Origin of the sequence: Moorena sp. SIO3A2 (assembly GCF_010672265.1) — a bacterium.
GTDB classification, from domain to species: domain Bacteria; phylum Cyanobacteriota; class Cyanobacteriia; order Cyanobacteriales; family Coleofasciculaceae; genus Moorena; species Moorena producens.
Genome location: NZ_JAAHHC010000005.1, coordinates 219,818 through 237,139, shown reverse-complemented (window position 1 = coordinate 237,139; position 17,322 = coordinate 219,818). Strand labels below are relative to the sequence as shown.

Sequence of the window (17,322 nt, the reverse complement as noted above, 5' to 3'; positions counted from 1 at the left end):
ACTAATACTGGTCTTTTTTGCTGTAGAGCATGCTATTGTCCACACTGACCGTGTCAATAATCCCCACCACCATAGCGTCGATGGGACGCTTGTCACTCTCACCGACTTGCCGAGCCGCGCTGCCACGGCTGACTAGCACCCACTCATTTATACCAGCACCGACTATGTCAGCTGCGACCTCATACTTGGGGAGTGGTTCTCCTGCATCATCTAGGTATTGCAGGAAAAGGAATTTAGTTCCTCTAAGACTAGGATCTTTATAAGTACTAACGACCGTGCCTCGGACCTTGGCAATTTGCATTGACCTAACTTATAACAGGACTTGGGGTGACAGGACTTGGGGGGAGATGGATTAGGGAGCAGTTATATGGCGAAGCCAAAACTAGTGGATCAAGCAATCTCTCCCCTCATGGTAAGCACATCCCCTACTTGACACCGGCATGTATTGAATCTCAAATTGACGGACGATTATGGACGGTTCATCGGACGGATGGCGTTAGTACTCTCCCGGAACTGTTCCACATCTTCGGTATAACGAATTGGTAGAACATACTCCAGGTTTTCGTGAGGTCGAGCAATAATATGGGTAGATAATACCTGACCGCCATTAACACGCTTAACGTTATCAACCCCAGCGGATACGGAGGCTTGCACCTCAGACACATCTCCCCGCACAATCACGGTTACACGAGCGCTACCAATTTTTTCATAACCCACAAGGGTGACACGAGCCGCTTTCACCATAGCATCTGCGGCTTCTACAACCGCTGGAAAACCAAGGGTTTCCACCATTCCCACAGCAATTGACATGAATTTTACTCCTAGACGTTTATCAAGATTTTGATCAACCCACGCGCTGACCACACGTGGGATGGTTGTGACGGCATATAAGCGCTCTTTGCTAAACCTATAGTCACTGCATACCAACCAGTTCAGCACCCAAGCTTGTGCCAATTGCCTCTAGACTCTCTATGGTTTTTAGGAGCATCTTGGCTAATAGCTACGGAACTGTTCCACAGCTTCGCTGTAACGAATTGGTAGGACATACTCTAAGTTTTCATGGGGACGAGCGATGATGTGGGTTGATACCACCTTACCTCCATTCACCCGGTTTGCTGATTCTATCCCAGCGGATACGGAAGCTTGCACTTCGGAAACATCTCCCCGCACAATCACGGTTACACGAGCGCTACCGATTTTTTCATAACCCACAAGGGTGACGCGAGCGGCTTTAACCATCGCATCAGCTGCTTCTACAACAGCTGGAAAGCCCTCAGTTTCAATCATTCCAACAGCAATTGGCATTTCGCTTTTCTCCTAGTGGATTAGTCAAATAATAGTGATGAACGCTCCCTAACTCACCTGGCAGTGTAGTTAGGGCAGTGTAGTTAGGGTTTCTGTGGCATTGCAGATAACTTAGGACTTACGAAGTTTAGTTGGTTTTGCCCCCCTGCCCCCCCAAGCGAGGGATTGTTCGCTTGGGGGGTAATGATGTCAAAGTCCCCCAGAATTGGGGGATTTATGGGGCACTTGCGTAAGTCCTGTAACTGCAATGTTGCCGGGTAAATCGGCCTTTTCGATACACCGTCAGAACGTGAGCCGACCAAGCCCATTGCAGGTAGCTAACTGACCTAGCTAACTGACCTAGCTAATTCACCTAGCTAAATCAGGTAGCTAAGTGTATTGGTCGTGCTTCTGTGCTTCCCTTGCTCCCCGCTTAATCCGCCTCATGGTTAGTTTGGGGGGGATTAAAGGGTGGAGGGGGGTGTGGGTTTGCCTGACCAAAAGTCATTGTTTCCCTGGCTTTTCGGCCAAGCTACGCTAACACCCCGGCTCAAACAAAGATAGTAGACGGGGAATGCCCCCAACATCTTTGTTTAAAGGACAACCAAAACTAAGCATAGAGAACCTTGGCGTATTTGACAATATAAAATATGATAATACTTCTTAATGAGAGACCTTAACAAAACTTAACATTCCGAGGGGGTCAGCTAGATTAGTTAACGAAAATTAACCGTTTTGGAGAATGGTTGCTTTTGTTTTATAATTTTTTTATAACTTTTAGATAAGTAATCCTCACTAAGCGCCAGAATTTGAGTGCGGTCACCGAGTTCCTGGGTTACGACACGGGGAACTGGGTCGCTCTAACCTGACTAAGGAGAGATGGGTGGATAGATGGCTTGTCAAGCCTGATTTGAGCTTTAATACAAATGCTTGATCAGTTGTCAAGCCCGACTTGACCTTTAATCAGTTAGCGTTATCGGTTCTATAAAGGTTACTTGTCATGATGTCAATAACCACGTTTTATGGTAATGATCAAAAAAATATTATGGAAAAATCTGCCTGGATTATGTCCAAGATAACCCTTAACTGATAAAGTTATAAAAATACTAATGATTTAAGACAAATCACCACATTATTAGCTGTAAACCGAGGAAAATCGTAACTTTAAAAATCCGTTTGGGCTAATTAGTACCGATTTTTATTTAATTGATTCAATGAAATGATGAGGTCAAGGCGTGATGACTGAGTTCCTTACTCAGACTATTTGGGTAGTTCCTATTTACAGTTGGATTGGGGCATTTTTAACTATCCCCTGGGCAACAGGAATAGTGCGTCGTACAGGACCAAGACCAGCGGCTTACTTTAACCTGTTGATGACACTTTTCGCCTGCATTCATGGCTGGCTAATCTTCCAGGCTTCATTACAAGAAGCCGTGCAAGAGATACAGTTTCACTGGCTAATGGTTGCTGATATTGACATATCCTTTGTTCTGGAAGTCTCACCAGTGAGTACTGCAGCAATGGAGTTTATCACCAGCCTAAGTCTATTGGCTCAACTCTATGCTCTTGGATATATGGAGAAAGATTGGGGATTAGCTCGCTTCTTTGCCCTGATGGGGTTTTTTGAAGGGGCATTGATTGGAATTGTCTTGAGTAATTCCTTATTCCTGACCTATGCTCTGTTGGAGATGCTCACGCTGTGTACTTTGTTAATTGTGGGTTTTTGGTATGCTCAGCCTTTAGCACTCAAAGCTGCCCGAGATGCTTTTTTAACCAAGCGTGTAGGAGATATCTTGCTGCTAATTGGGGTGGTGAGCTTAGCCACCTTTGCGGGAAGCTTAACCTTTTCAGACTTGTATACCTGGGCTTATTCAGCTAATCTACCGCCACTCGTAGGTAACTTACTGGGATTGGCTTTGATTGCTGGTCCAATTGGTAAATGTGCCCAATTCCCCTTGAATTTATGGTTGGATGAGGCGATGGAGGGACCGAATCCCGCCTCAGTACTTCGGAATTCCTTGGTGGTGACTTGTGGTACTTATGTGCTGATTAAACTGGTGCCGATCGTGACCATGATCTCACCGTTGACCTTATCAGTGTTAGTAGTTATTGGTACTATCACAGCACTAGGCACCTCAATGGTAGCGATCGCACAAATCGATATTAAGCGATCGCTTTCCCATTCCACCAGCGCTTACATTGGTTTAGTATTTATCGCGGTTGGAATGCAGCGCTCTGATATTGGTGTGATTTTACTGGTTGCCCATGCCTTTGCTAAAGCCCTGATGTTTATGAGCATCGGGGGGGTAATCTTGAACACCAATAACCAAAATCTAGCTGAAATGGGGGGCTTAGGGTCAAAAATGCCCGCTACTAGCACTGCCTTTGCCGTGGGTATCGTTGGTCTGATTGGACTTTTCCCCCTGGGTGGCTTTTGGGCAATGAGTGAAGGGATTAACGCCTTTTGGTTTGATGCCCCTCTTCTGGTCATACCCTTTCTCTTCGTTAACGCAGTTACTGCCTTAGGTTTAGTCCGGGTGTTTCGGCTCGTTTTCCTAGGGAAACCCCAAGCGAAGACCCGTCGAGCACCAGAAGTACCGTGGGCTATGGCATTACCAATGGTAGCGTTAACCATACTGACATTGCTGGTACCAGTGCTAATGCGTCCGATGGAATTGCTATCGGAATGGGAGTACCTCAATCCCCTAGCCGAGGTAACCTTGGTAATCTCTGGTGTCGTAGGTTGCACTGCAGGGGCTTTAATTTACCTACCCAGAACCTGGTCGCGGTCAATTCGGATGCCGTTGAAATTGTTCCAAGACCTATTCGCCTATGACTTTTACCTGGACGAACTGTATCGTTACACCATCGTGTTTGCTGTTCTCCTATTTTCCAACATTACAGCTTGGATCGATAGATATATCGTTGATGGGTTAGTCAATCTGGTTGGTTTAGGAACAGTATTTAGTGGTCAAGGCCTAAAATACAGCGTTTCCGGTAAATCACAGTTTTATGTACTGACTATCCTATTAGGAATCAGCTTATTGGCAATCTTCATCACTTGGCCCTTGAATCAGTGGTCTTTGAGTCAGTGGTCTTTGGAGCAGTGGTCATTGTTCATAGGTGATTAGTTGAAGGTTAGCTGGTTGAAAGTTAGCTGGTTGTTCGCGTAGCGTGGCCTTTTGGCCAAGGTTAGCTGGTTGTTCGCGTAGCGTGGCCTTTTGGCCAAGGTTAGCTGGTTGTTCGCGTAGCGTGGCCTTTTGGCCAAGGTTAGCTGGTTGTTCGCGTAGCGTGGCCTTTTGGCCAAGGTTAACAGGTTGAAAGTTAACAGGTTGAAAGTTAACAGGTTGAAAGTTAACAGGTTGAAAGTTAACAGGTTGAAAGTTAGCTGGTTGAAGGTTAGCTGGTTGAACGCGATCGCGTGGCCAATAGGCCAAAGTTAGCCCTTTGACTGTTGAAGCTTCAACCCCAAACAACCTTTAACCCTAAACAACCTTCAACCCTCAACCCCAAACAACCTTCAACCTTCAACCCCAAACAACCTTCAACCTTCAACCCCAAACAACCTTCAACCTTCAACCCCAAACAACCTTCAACCTTCAACCCCAAACAACCTGCAACCAAACAACCCCATGACAACAGTTAGTAAACAAATGATTAGGAGACTGGTCGATTTATGTTGAGTGCCTTGATTTTGGTACCAATACTGAGTGCCGCTATAGTGGGGTTTTGGCCCGGGAATGTCACTGCTAAAGCAGCTCGTCAAATTTCCTTGGTAGTTACTGGTGGTATTTTCCTCTGGTCAGTAATATTGATGACCATGTTTAACCCCGGTGACGTGAATCTACAATTTCAGGAAAATCTTCCTTGGATTCAGGCGATCGGTTTGACCTATAGTTTAGGGGTAGATGGTCTATCATTGCCCTTACTGATCCTAAATGGTCTGCTAACCGCAATTGCCCTGTACTGCACAGATTCCAACGTCATTCGCCCTAGGTTGTATTACGCTCTGATGCTCTTGCTGAATGGCGCTGTTGCCGGTGCCTTCCTAGCTCAGGATTTACTGCTGTTTTTTATCTTCTATGAGCTAGAACTCATTCCCCTATATTTGTTGATTGCCATTTGGGGGGGTAAGCGCAGAGGCTATGCTGCAACCAAGTTTCTCCTCTACACAGCCCTTTCCGGAGCCTTGGTTCTAGCGTCATTCCTCGGCTTAGTGTTTTTGAGTGGTTCCTCTAGCTTTAGCTACACCGAGACCAGGGAGCTGGCATCATTACTACCCGTTGCTCAGCAATTAATTCTCTTAGGAGCGGTTCTAATTGGCTTCGGGATTAAAATTCCCTTTGTGCCATTCCATACCTGGTTGCCAGATGCCCACGTGGAAGCATCAACCCCAGTTTCAATTCTATTAGCTGGTGTGCTCCTGAAATTAGGTACCTATGGTTTGTTGCGGTTTGGCTTAGGTTTGTTTCCGGAACCTTGGACAATTCTGGCACCTTGGTTGGGAATTTGGGCAGCAGTCAGTTCCCTTTACGGAGCTTTTAATGCCATTGTCCAGAAAGACATGAAAAAAATGGTGGCATATAGTTCTGTCGCTCACATGGCATACATTCTGTTAGCTGCTGCTGCTGCCACTGAGTTAGCGTTGGTATCCTCAGTTTTACAGATGATCAGTCACGGGTTAATATCAGCGCTACTGTTTTTATTAGTCGGTATCATTTATAAGAAAACTGGCTCACGGGATATCACTGTCCTCAATGGTCTATTAAATCCGGAACGAGGTATGCCAGTAGTTGGTAGTTTGATGGTGCTTGGTGTAATGGCTAGTGCTGGTATCCCTGGCATGGTGGGATTTATCTCTGAGTTTCTGGTCTACTGGGGTAGTCTCCAGGTATTGCCAATCCCAACTATCCTATGCATGCTCAGCACCGGTTTAACGGTTGTTTACTTTTTACAACTAGTTGGTGGAGCCTTCTTTGGTCGTCTGGCTAACCATTTAACTGATTTACCAACCGTTAAGTTCACAGAACAATTACCAGGGCTGGTTTTAGCACTATTGATTGTGGTTCTGGGACTACAACCAGGATGGTTACTTAATTTAAGTGAACCGATCACAGCAACTTTGGTAACGACACCACCGAATGTAGCTGTGAAGGTATCAACCAATAGTTGAAGGTTAACCCGTTGAAGGTTAATAGGTTGAAGGTTAACAGGTTGAAGGTTAGCTAGTTGAAGGTTAACAGGTTGAAGGTTAACAGGTTGAAGGTTAGCTGGTTGAAAGTTAGCTGGTTGAAAGTTAGCTGGTTGAAAGTTAGCCCTTTGACTGTTGAAGCTACCCTTCGGGAACGCCAAAGGCGAACAACCAAACAACCTTCAACCTTCACCCCGAAACAACCTTCAACCTTCAACCCTTCGGGAACGCCAAAGGCGAACAACCAAACAAGCTTCAACCTTCAACCCTTCGGGAACGCCAAAGGCGAACAACCAAACAAGCTTCAACCTTCAACCAAACAACCTTCAACCAAAACAAACCTTCAACCTTCAACAACCTTCAACCAAACAACCTTCAACCCGAAATAACCTTCACCCTAATTATTATGTTAGTTAGCCAGAAAACCAAACAAAAGCATCCCCTAGAGGAGTATATACAGCGACTACAAACTGGTAGTGCCCTGCTATCGGATTCCCCAGAAAACCTTATGGAAGTAGTGGGTATACTTCACAGTTACGGGATTGTTTTAGATGCTTACTCCCGCAATCTTATCTACACTGCCGATCATCAATTTTTAGTGTTTTTTCCCTTCTTTAAATACTTTAATGGGGAGATTTCATTCTCAAAGCTTTTACGTCATTGGTGGCACGACCGAATTAACTTTGAGTACGCTGAATACTGTATGCGCTCGATGTTATGGCACGGTGGTGGGGGGTTAGATACTTATCTCGATACCGATGAATTTGAGCAACTATGTGCCAAAGCAATTCAGGCAAAGTTTAAGACCAATCCCCTGATGCTGGGAATGAACAAGCTATTTCCTGAATTCTTGCCCGAACAAGTGCGAATGCTTGCCTATTACAGTGGATTAGGGCAATTCTGGCGGGTGATGAGTGATATATTTATGTCCCTATCTCAGGGCTATGACCAAGGGGAAATTAAGTCGATTCCCCAAGTGGTAGACCATATTAAAGCAGGGTTAGTCGCAGCAGCAAACAAACCCATTACCTATGCCCCTAAGATTGGGGATAAAAGGTATGAGATTATTCCCGAATCGGTTGGTTTGACCTTCCTGTCTGATACAGGAATACCCTATGTAGAGGCAATTTTCTTCCGGGGAACACCCTTTCTGGGCACAGTATCTCTCAATGCCCAAGCGTACCAGATTTCCCCAGATCAAACTCGATTTACCTATGGCGCGTTGTATGCTGACCCATTGCCTATTGGTGGTTCTGGAATTCCACCGACATTGCTGATGCAGGATATGAGGCATTATCTACCCAACTATCTCAGAGATTTTTATATGCGATCGCATCGGGGTGAAATTGACTTGCGGGTTAGAATTTGCCAAACCTTCCAGAAATCTATGTTTTGTGTAACTACAGCTGCGATTTTGGGGCTAGCCCCTCATCCCATGGATACCACGGATCCTGCTGAACTTGACGAAAATCGAGCGTATTTGGAATACTGGATGGATCGATTTATCCCCTCCCGGTTGAGAGCAGCTAATGGTCAAATGACCAACGCCTAAAACTGCCCATTACCCTGAACTACGTGTTTAAGGGTAGTGAGAGTCTCCAGGCTAATCATGCCGCTATGATGTCCTTTTTGGTTAGACATACCTAGAAACACGGAGTCTCCTGGTTGCGGATTCCGTGAAAATCTTGGTGAAGAATTAATGTAAACCGATGCACTATCTACACCTAAGGCAAACTGACGGCTTTCCTGATAAGAATCTGTCACCAGGCAGTCAGCATGACCGCTGCTATATTGATTAATCCAAGCAATCCCTGACTCTATGCAATCTACCACTTTCAACGCAATAGTTTTGGTCAAATAGGCTTGACCCCACTCGGATTCTGCTGCTAAGGTCAATTGTTCAGGAAACTTAGCCACTAGATGGGCATCACCTCTGAGTTCAAAACCGTTTTCCTTGAGGTTGTTCAACAGGGTAACTAAGGCAGAGGTTTTTTGATTCTGGTTAATCAGAATTTTTTCAATAGCATTGACCGGATCCGGCTGACTGGCGTGGCTATCTAAAACCATATGCCTAAGCAGATCGACGTTACCATTAGCAGACCAGTAAAGGTAGCAGTTACCAATGGCCGATTGCAAAACTGGTGCAGTTGATTGCTGGATCACCTGCTTGAGCAGGGTTGGTCGTCCGTGGGGAATTACCAAATTCAGATATGGATTTTGAGTGACCAAATCCCGAATCGAAGCTCCCTGTCCAGAGGGGAATAGTTCCAGACATCCCGTTGGCAAACCGACCTCATCCAAAGCATTTTGCAACGCTTGAGCAATCACCTGGTTAGATTGACTGGCTTCGCTACTGCCTTTGAGAATCAGGGAGTTACCAGTTTTGAGACAAAAGCCTGCGGCAATTGCACCTAGTTCAGGGAATGCCTCATAAATTAGAGCAATCACTCCCAACGGCATTAGCTGACAGTAGGTCTGAGATTGGTCAGTTTGATAGGAAGCGTTCATCACCCGCCGGATTGGATCAGATAAATTTCCAATCCTTTCCAGGATCCCGATAGCCATCTGTAGCCTTTCTGGTGTTAGCTTCAGCCAGTCCAAAATTAGGTCTGGCACTGCCATGTCCCTACTGGTTTCCAGATCTAGGGTGTTAGCTTCCAAAATATCATCAAAGGAGTTTCCCATTGCTTGAGCCATGGCCTCGATGCCACGAGAGCGCTCTTCTCCCTTGGTGTTTGCCAATGCCCGAGAAGCATGGTGGACACTGGCCATTAAATCATGTAACTTCGAGGCCTTGCTCCCAGAGTCTGTGTTCATTGTTAGTTAACGCCGGTAAGCTAGCCAAACCATCATAGCCGGAAGTACTGCTAGCAGTACTGCCAGTAATGCCCATACTATGATACCTGGCCCTTTTTGGGAGTGAAGTGCCAAAGGCAACCAGACAATCAGCAGAACTAAGACAATACCCAACGCTACAGGTAAGTAGCTTTCCCCAAGACTACCATGGATTGTATTCCAACGATGTCCTGTCCAAAGCCAAGCTTTTTTATAGGGGTAGTGGGTGGATAGTTGCTCAATCACATAACCACTTTCGTCTACCACAAAAATTTGCTGACAGCGATTGCAGCCAAGGGCTTCGGTCAGTGTAATTGGCACTAAATGACCCCGACGCCGACAAGGGCAGGGATACTCAGAGTTTAAGTCAATCTTTTGACCTTTTTGAGATTGCACAAGCGTTATTAAAAACCAAAAGACATCTGGTTAGGTTTATCAAAAAACCTTGAATTGGTAGTGCTGCATGATTATTTAAATATTGGGACACTATAAAGCGTATGGTGTCCCCATCTATTATAATAAGCTTATTCTTTAAGGTTATTGATGGACACTGCCACGGTTTGCATCAAGTTGGATACTTGAGCTGAAGGCAGCATGCCCAAAGTTGTATTACTTCAGCTATGACAGGTTTATTGACTATCAGTAAGCGGGTAACGCGATTCGAACGCGCGACATTCACCTTGGCAAGGTGACGCTCTACCACTGAGCTATACCCGCACCTCAACTTATCTCTTTCTAGTATGTCAGATCAGCCAAAATTTGTCAACCCCTTTTACATAAGCTTTCAGATTCAAGAAAATTAGGAAAATCTCCCAAGATTAACTCATATGTTAGGAATCAGGGTCAGATTCTGAAGCAATTGTCCAATTTGTCGAGAATGGTAGAGTTTGTTGGCTTAAAGTTCCCTGTTCAGACTCTTCATAGCCTAATATTGACTCTTGACCCCGAAAACTCCGGATCAGGTTAGCCATTTCTATGGCATTCATGGCATATTCCCAACCTTTATTGCTCTTGATTCCCGCCCGTTCTAGAGCTTGCTGCATGGTATCTACAGTTAAAATACCAAAAATAACAGGTACCCCGGTTTGAAAACCAGCAGCAGCAATGCCCTTGGCTACTTCAGCAGACACATAATCAAAATGGGGAGTTTGACCCCGAATCACTGAGCCCAAGCAAATCACTGCATCATAACGACCGCTAAGAGCAGCTTGGCGAGCCATCAATGAAATTTCAAAGCTACCCGGTACCCAAATATAGTCAACTTGAGTACCTTGGGGATTGGGATCAATGCCATGGCGTTTTAAGCAATCTTTACACCCGTTTAAGAGTTTACCTGTCACTAGGTCATTAAACCGACCAATGATAATCGCAAACCTCAGGGAGGTAGATGATGTAAAATTTCCCTCGAAAACTGCCATGACTATCGTTCTAAAGGCTGATTACAGTAATAATTTAGGTCTAGCTCAGGGAAATTATAACCTAAACCACCAAAAAGTTGAGGGCACCGACTAGAAGGACGAGAAGCACCCAGACCCCTGAACCAAGCCAAAGTAAGCGTTTTGATTGCTCCCAGTTCTGAGGTGTGGCATAAGCTACTGGTACACCGACTACCAAGACAAATGACAATAGGACTAGGGCAGTGAGTAATAGTTGGAATATAATAGTCATTTTCTGTGCTGATACCTTGACGCTAAACTTTCCTAAAACTTGTTTAAAACAGGCTAATGCCTAGCTAAGCACTATAGATTTTACCAGATGGTTTTACCTTTTCTGCCAAAATTTGTTGCAATCAATGCCCTTTTAACTTTCCCATGCAGGTGATGAGTGTGGGGCGCGGGCGCGGGGCGGGGGCGCGGGGAGTGCCATAAAAGGGATTATAGGGATTAAAAGGTCAAAGTAGTGTAAACTATTAATAGCATCAATAAAGTCAATAGGGAAAAATGGAGAGATGGCCAGATGAAATTGATGTGTAGCCTTAATTTCCAGAATTGGTAGACTAATCACTATGGATCTGATTTTGTGTCATACCACCGTTGACTTTGATGCCCTAGGAGCAGCTGTAGGACTGACTCGCCTCAAGCCAGGAGCCAAAGCGGTACTAACTGGGGGGACTCATCCGGCTGTAAGAGATTTTTTGGCACTGCATCGGGATGAGTATGCCCTGATCGAGCGCCGCTCTGTACAATTGGCTCAGATTAATTCCGTAATTATTGTAGATACTCAAAAACGCGATCGCTTAGGCAAAGCAGCTGAGTGGTTAGACTTACCACAGTTAAAGGCTATTGAAATTTACGACCATCATCCCGTACCCCAAACTGATATCCCGGCTACCTATACACAGATTGAACCTGTGGGAGCAACCACCACCTTAATTGTTGAGCAACTACAGCAATCCCAAATCCAGTTAACTACTGCTGAAGCCACGGTGATGGCATTGGGAATCCATGTGGATACAGGTTCCCTGACCTTTGACCAGACAACACCAAGAGATGGGGCTGCTTTGACCTGGTTAATGGAGCAAGGAGCTAATCTGCGTCAGATAGCTCAGTATGTTGAGCCAGGGCTATCTCCTCAATTGGAAAAATTATTTAGGCAATCTTTAGACCTTTTGCAGCGACAAACCCACTTGGGTTACACCATTTCTTGGGTATTCCTAAACACTCCTGGGCATGTGCCTGGCTTATCCAGTTTGGCGTCACGCTTACTAGAAGTAACTGAAAGCGATGCCCTGCTTTTGGGGGCTGAGTATCAACGAAACCCCAAAGGAGAAACCTCACAACCGGCAGGTTTACCAGTTGTAAGGTTTCAGGTTGAAGGTTATTCACCGTTGCCGGTTGGCGGTTTAACGGTTGAAGGTTATGAAAATTATTATAACAAGCAAAATTCAAAAATACAACCTTCAAGCCAAAATAACCTTGAAACTCAAACCCAGACTAACTTTCAATCAAATCACCTACCCGACTCGAACCCCAAAGGCGAACAAGCTTGGCCAAAAGGCCACCCTACGCGAACACCCCAAACTAACCTTGGCCAAAAGGCCACGCTTCGCGAACAACCAAATAACCTTGGCCAAAAGGCCACGCTTCGCGAACAACCAAATAACCTTGGCCAAAAGGCCACGCTTCGCGAACAACCAAATAACCTTGGCCAAAAGGCCACGCTTCGCGAACAACCAACAACCGACACGAACCTACCCTACTCGAAGGCCAAGGGTGAACAACTGTCAACCTCAGTTACAAAGCTAACGATAATTGGGCGGACGCGAATTGAGGGAACGGATTTGAACCAGTTGTTGCAACCCTTAGGAGGGGGTGGACATTCCCAAGCCGCTGCGGTTACCTTACGAGACTGTGAGGCCCAGACAATCCTAGAGCAGCTGGTCAACCAACTAAAAGACCAAATTCCCCAACCTCTGACGGCTCGGGATTTAATGTCATCCCCCGTGCGCACCATTCGCCCCAATACCAAGATTAAGGAAGCCCAGAGAATTTTGTTGCGCTATGGTCATTCGGGGCTTTCAGTAGTAGATCAACAGGACCAGCTGGTAGGAATTATCTCCCGACGAGACCTGGATTTAGCCTTGCACCACGGTTTTGGCCATGCCCCAGTCAAGGGCTACATGACGAAGCATATTAAGACCATTACTCCAGAAACCTCGATGGCAGACATTCAGTCCTTGATGGTGACTTACGATATTGGGCGTTTACCCGTTCTAGAGGATGGGCAACTAATGGGGATAGTGACCCGCACTGATGTATTGCGGCAACTGTTTCAGGAAGAGTTGAATGTTAAGCAGTTGAAGGTTGACGGGTCAAACCTGAAACCGGCGAACCTTAAACCAGCTAACATCAAGCCTCTGTTGGCTTCGAGCCTGTGGGAACTTTTGACCATAGCTGCCGAAAAAGCTCAGGAGCGGGGTTGGCATCTGTACGTAGTTGGAGGAGCTGTCAGAGACTTGTTACTAGCGGATGGGAACAAGCCACTACTGCTAAATGATATAGACTTGGTCGTAGATGGCTTTCACCGCTCAGCGGATGCGATCGCAGGAGTCACCCTGGCCAAGGAACTCCGTAAAATTTACCGTAAGGTGCGCTTGGAAGTACACGGGTCTTTTCAAACCGCTGCCTTGCTATGGCATAATGACCCGAAATTTGGCTCCCTTTGTGTAGATATTGCCACTGCTCGTACCGAGTTCTATCCTTATCCCGCTGCTAATCCTCAAGTCGAAGCTAGTTCCATTCGTCAAGACCTTTACCGCCGAGACTTTACCATCAACGCCATGGCAGCAAGGCTGACAAAGGTTAATCCCCAAGCTCAATTGCCCCTGTTGGACTTCTTTGGGGGTATGTTAGATTTGCGATCGCAAAAAATTCGAGTCCTACACGCCAATAGCTTTATTGAAGACCCAACCCGAATCTATCGAGCGGTAAGGTTTGCGGTGCGATTGGGATTTGAAATTGAACCCCAAACCAGGGAATATATCCACTATGCCATTCAGAGTGGGGTATATGAGCGTACTAAAGCGGAAAACACCAAAGTCCCAGCACTCCAAACCCGACTCAAAGCAGAACTTAACTATATGTTGCAAGCCCCCTACTGGCAACCAGCATTGCAGTTATTGTCATCATTAGGAGCGTTGCGGTGTCTTCATCCTACCCTGACCCTAGATAAACCATTATGGTGGCGAGTGCGTTTGGTTGGGCGCTGGCTACAGAGATTTGACCCAAAGCAAACCTTAAGACACTGGCAGATGCGTTTGGAAGTATTGATTGCTGATCTAGCACCAGACGAACGGGTTAAGGTAGCCAAGAATTTACAGTTGCCCGTAGACAGTGTTGAGCGTCTTCAAAAACTTGAGGGATGGCAAGGGGATTTCCTAGAATCTCTACCAACATGCCAGCTAAACAGTCAAATCGTCCACATGTTGCGCGAGTATAAATTACCTACCTTAGTATTGATTGGGGTGTATAGTCCTAGAGCGATCCGACGTAAAATTTGGCAGTATCTCACCACTTGGAGGAATGTTAAAGCGCCACTGGATGGCAATGATCTCAGAAAGTTAGGCTATAAGCCAGGAGCACACTATCGGGAAATTCTGGATGCACTCTTAGAGGCAACCCTAGACAGGGTGATTCAGGATCAGGCTGATGCTAAAGCATTTCTAGCCATACACTATCCACCTCTTGAGAAAGAATAAGGTAAAAGGTATAAAGGCGTAAGCATTCAGCAATCAGCTATCAGCAATCAGCTGATGCGCTACGCCCACGCTAGGCGAACAGCTTTTGAATAAAACAGGTAAGGATTGGAATAATGCTGAGTTACCGGAAGCTGCGATGGGATTCATAGTCTTTGGCTGATGGGCAAATCCCCAGACTTCCAATTCTCATTAATCTCGAATTATTAAATTGTCCCGTTCGCCTAGCGTGGCCATAGGCCTGCATAGGTTTATTTTAAGCTGACGGCTGACAGCTGACGGCTGAATGCTTAGATAAAGGCAAACCGACAACAGAGAACTGATAATGCTAGAATTCATCCGGTCTGATCTATCCGCATTAACGGCCTACACACCTCATCCTGGGGGCGAGGAAGGGAAAACACCAGAATCAACGGTTCCCCTAGATCGCCTGGATACGAATGAATGCCCCTTTGACTTACCAGGAGAGTTAAAGGAAAAATTAGCTTGGAGCTATCAACAGCTGATTCAAGCTAATCGATATCCCGATGGCGGACAGGGGAAACTCAAAAATGCGATCGCAGAATACGTTAACGAATCTGCTGCCTTAGACGACCGAGTAACAGCAAACCAGATTTCCGTAGGCAACGGTTCCGATGAACTAATTCGTTCTATCTTAATTGCCACCTGCTTAGGAGGAGAAGGCTCGATCCTAATCGCTAATCCCACCTTCTCCATGTATTCGATACTGGCACAGACCTTAGGAATACCAGTAGTGAGTGTAGGGCGTCGGGAAGAAAACTTTGAAATCAAGATCGACGATGCCCAAGCAGCCATTGAACAGACCCTCACAGAAACCTCGACCCAACGAGCAGCAATACGAGTAGTATTTGTAGTTCATCCTAACTCTCCCACCGCCAACCCCTTGACTCCCCAGGAATTAGACTGGTTGCGTGGTCTACCAGAGAATATTTTAGTAGTTATTGATGAAGCCTACTTTGAATTCAGCCAAGCCTCAGTAGTCCAAGAATTAGCCGACCATCCCAACTGGGTAATATTGAGGACATTTTCCAAAGCATTTCGTTTAGCCACTCACCGTGTTGGTTATAGCATCGCTGACCCAGAACTAATTGCTGCTCTCGAAAAAATGCGCTTACCCTACAACTTACCCAGCTTTTCTCAAGCTGCTGCCATAGTCGCTCTCAATCACAGACAAACTCTGCTAGCATCAATTCCCCAGGTTATCGCCGAGCGAGATAAGTTACTAAAAGCCCTATCAGAACATCCAGCCTTACAGGTTTGGCCAAGTGCTGCCAACTTCATCTACCTGCGTCTACGACAATCCGGCAACGAGTCTACTAGCAAAGACCTGACTCAGGTAACTCAGGCCATGAAAGATCAAGGCACCCTAATACGTCATACTGGAGGAGGATTGCGGATCACTGTGGGCTCTCCTGAGGAGAATACTCGTACATTGCAACGATTACAAGCAGTTCTGGGCTGAAAAGCTATTCATAGTAAACTTTTGCCTTTTGCCTTTTGCCTTTTGCCTTTTGCCTTTTGCCTTTTGCCTTTTGCCCTTGCGGGTAGCGCTATATCCTCAAGTGTTTGTCACCGAACTTAGAGTTTTAGCAATCTCTACCAGCTGAAACCCAGGAGGATAAACCCCCTCAGCTTTGATGCGCTGGATAGCAGCCGGTGGGATAGCCAAATTTAGCTTTCTAGCAACAGCTCTGACTATATCACCCCGGTCAATGACACCTGCCACAGTTTCTGCGGGAGAAAGTACGCTTACACGCTTAATGTTAAGCTCCTCTAAGCTGTTAATCACCTCCACCAAAGGTGTTTTCTCCTCCACTGTGGGAATTTCTGATAAAGGACGCACTATAGTTTCCAAGGTCTCAGTGTCCCAACGACTACGCTCCACAAAATGTAAATCCTCAATTTTCACTAGCCCACGATAGCGTCCATTAGTTGCAGCGTAGTAGGGCATTGGGTTTTGCCTATCGGTTAAGATATACTCATCAGCAAAAGAACGTAAGGTCTGGTTGGCTTCCACCACCCGAAAGTCACGGGTCATGGCATTAGATGCCATCAGCTTAAGTAAGACTTCTTGCAAGGTGGTTAGCTGGTCATAGGCACTGGCATTGCGAAAAATAAACCAGCCAATCAGAGTTGGCCAAATGAATGCCAAGGTACCGGTCAGCAGAGTCATGCCTAATCCTAGGGATAGGGCTATCAGCCCAAACCCCTTACCCGTTCTGGCAGCCCAACGCACACCTGTAAACAGATCTCCAGTTAGTTTCCAGACTGCTGCTTTCAACACTTGTCCACCATCTAAAGGTAGACCAGGAATTAGGTTAAATAATGCCAAGACTAGGTTGATTCTCGCTATCTCATTGGCGATAGTATATGCCCAAGCCGAGGTGGGTAATGTCAGAGTTAGGACATAAAACAGACCAAAGAGGATGAAGCTCACTAATGGTCCTGCGATCGCTACTTGAAAGGCTTCTCCTGGAGTCTTCGATTCTCGGTCAATCGACGCAATCCCGCCAAATATAAATAGGGTAATCGAATTAACTTTGATACCCTGGGAGAGGGCAGCTAGACTGTGACCTAATTCATGTAAAAGTACAGAACTAAATAACAACAGTGCCATCGCCAATCCAGCTACCCAAGCTAAAATCGACCCTAGGCTAGAGTCGAACTCTCGCGCATTAATCATCGTTACCAGTAGCAAGATGAAAAACCACGATGGGTCTAGAAACAGTGGGATTCCGAATAGAGAGCCAACTCGCCAACCTGATAGCATCACATTTTCCTTATCTGAGACCTTCCA

The 17,322-nt window shown here is 45.9% G+C and carries 16 protein-coding genes and 1 tRNA gene; 7 read left to right on the top strand and 10 right to left on the bottom strand.

Going from position 1 to position 17,322, the window contains the following annotated elements; translation table 11 throughout:
* Nucleotide 1 precedes the first annotated feature (1 nt).
* The 3 genes from ccmL to F6K64_RS07240 form a co-directional block, all read right to left on the bottom strand.
* The gene (gene ccmL, locus F6K64_RS07250; protein WP_008185074.1) at nt 2–301 is read right to left on the bottom strand and encodes a beta-carboxysome shell vertex protein CcmL; all 300 of its coding nucleotides are present in this window, start codon (nt 299–301) and stop codon (nt 2–4) included.
* Nucleotides 302–468: 167 nt separating this feature from the next.
* Nucleotides 469–810: a carbon dioxide-concentrating mechanism protein CcmK gene (locus F6K64_RS07245; RefSeq protein ID WP_044493402.1), complete on the bottom strand. Its 342-nt coding sequence runs from the start codon at nt 808–810 to the stop codon at nt 469–471.
* A 183-nt stretch (nt 811–993) separates the two neighbouring features.
* Nucleotides 994–1,305: a carbon dioxide-concentrating mechanism protein CcmK gene (locus F6K64_RS07240; RefSeq protein ID WP_008185070.1), complete on the bottom strand. Its 312-nt coding sequence runs from the start codon at nt 1,303–1,305 to the stop codon at nt 994–996.
* A gap of 1,217 nt (nt 1,306–2,522) precedes the next feature.
* Between F6K64_RS07240 and F6K64_RS07235 the strand changes: the two genes are divergently transcribed.
* Nucleotides 2,523–4,415, top strand: a complete 1,893-nt coding sequence (locus F6K64_RS07235; protein ID WP_008185066.1) for an NAD(P)H-quinone oxidoreductase subunit F — start codon at nt 2,523–2,525, stop codon at nt 4,413–4,415.
* Here F6K64_RS07235 and F6K64_RS07230 read toward each other — a convergent pair.
* A complete protein-coding gene (locus tag F6K64_RS07230) occupies nt 4,395–4,721 on the bottom strand; it encodes a pentapeptide repeat-containing protein (RefSeq protein ID WP_131827179.1) in 327 nt (108 codons plus the stop codon). The genes F6K64_RS07235 and F6K64_RS07230 overlap by 21 nt on opposite strands.
* Nucleotides 4,722–4,738: 17 nt before the next feature.
* Between F6K64_RS07230 and F6K64_RS07225 the strand changes: the two genes are divergently transcribed.
* The 4 genes from F6K64_RS07225 (at nt 4,739) to F6K64_RS07210 (ending at nt 8,027) form a co-directional block, all read left to right on the top strand.
* Entirely contained in the window at nt 4,739–4,930 is a 192-nt protein-coding gene (locus F6K64_RS07225) for a hypothetical protein (protein ID WP_271969070.1), read from the top strand.
* Nucleotides 4,931–4,960: 30 nt separating this feature from the next.
* Nucleotides 4,961–6,457 carry an NADH-quinone oxidoreductase subunit M gene (locus tag F6K64_RS07220; RefSeq protein WP_287265138.1) on the top strand — a complete coding sequence of 499 codons (1,497 nt, stop codon included), beginning with the start codon at nt 4,961–4,963 and terminating at the stop codon, nt 6,455–6,457.
* A gap of 153 nt (nt 6,458–6,610) precedes the next feature.
* Nucleotides 6,611–6,892: a hypothetical protein gene (locus F6K64_RS07215; RefSeq protein ID WP_131827181.1), complete on the top strand. Its 282-nt coding sequence runs from the start codon at nt 6,611–6,613 to the stop codon at nt 6,890–6,892.
* The gene (locus F6K64_RS07210) at nt 6,882–8,027 is read left to right on the top strand and encodes a CO2 hydration protein (RefSeq protein ID WP_008185059.1); all 1,146 of its coding nucleotides are present in this window, start codon (nt 6,882–6,884) and stop codon (nt 8,025–8,027) included. The genes F6K64_RS07215 and F6K64_RS07210 overlap by 11 nt, the downstream gene beginning before the upstream one ends.
* On the opposite strand, the gene F6K64_RS07205 is transcribed toward F6K64_RS07210, so the two are convergent.
* The 5 genes from F6K64_RS07205 to psbZ form a co-directional block, all read right to left on the bottom strand.
* Entirely contained in the window at nt 8,024–9,292 is a 1,269-nt protein-coding gene (locus tag F6K64_RS07205; RefSeq protein WP_052308445.1) for a glutamate-5-semialdehyde dehydrogenase, read from the bottom strand. The genes F6K64_RS07210 and F6K64_RS07205 overlap by 4 nt on opposite strands.
* A gap of 6 nt (nt 9,293–9,298) precedes the next feature.
* Entirely contained in the window at nt 9,299–9,706 is a 408-nt protein-coding gene (locus tag F6K64_RS07200) for a hypothetical protein (RefSeq protein WP_287247643.1), read from the bottom strand.
* Nucleotides 9,707–9,955: 249 nt separating this feature from the next.
* Nucleotides 9,956–10,027: transfer RNA gene (locus F6K64_RS07195), tRNA-Gly, on the bottom strand.
* A gap of 113 nt (nt 10,028–10,140) precedes the next feature.
* Nucleotides 10,141–10,728 carry a 6,7-dimethyl-8-ribityllumazine synthase gene (gene ribH / locus F6K64_RS07190; protein WP_287247641.1) on the bottom strand — a complete coding sequence of 196 codons (588 nt, stop codon included), beginning with the start codon at nt 10,726–10,728 and terminating at the stop codon, nt 10,141–10,143.
* Between the two features lie 61 nt (nt 10,729–10,789).
* The gene (psbZ, locus tag F6K64_RS07185) at nt 10,790–10,978 is read right to left on the bottom strand and encodes a photosystem II reaction center protein PsbZ (protein WP_070394766.1); all 189 of its coding nucleotides are present in this window, start codon (nt 10,976–10,978) and stop codon (nt 10,790–10,792) included.
* A gap of 337 nt (nt 10,979–11,315) precedes the next feature.
* On the opposite strand from psbZ, the gene F6K64_RS07180 reads away from it, so the two are divergent.
* Both F6K64_RS07180 and F6K64_RS07175 read left to right on the top strand, forming a co-directional pair.
* Nucleotides 11,316–14,507, top strand: a complete 3,192-nt coding sequence (locus F6K64_RS07180; RefSeq protein ID WP_287265137.1) for a CBS domain-containing protein — start codon at nt 11,316–11,318, stop codon at nt 14,505–14,507.
* 322 nt (nt 14,508–14,829) lie between these two features.
* A complete protein-coding gene (locus F6K64_RS07175) occupies nt 14,830–15,987 on the top strand; it encodes a histidinol-phosphate transaminase (RefSeq protein WP_008188364.1) in 1,158 nt (385 codons plus the stop codon).
* 96 nt (nt 15,988–16,083) lie between these two features.
* On the opposite strand, the gene F6K64_RS07170 is transcribed toward F6K64_RS07175, so the two are convergent.
* Nucleotides 16,084–17,295 carry a site-2 protease family protein gene (locus F6K64_RS07170; RefSeq protein ID WP_008188362.1) on the bottom strand — a complete coding sequence of 404 codons (1,212 nt, stop codon included), beginning with the start codon at nt 17,293–17,295 and terminating at the stop codon, nt 16,084–16,086.
* Nucleotides 17,296–17,322 lie beyond the last annotated feature (27 nt).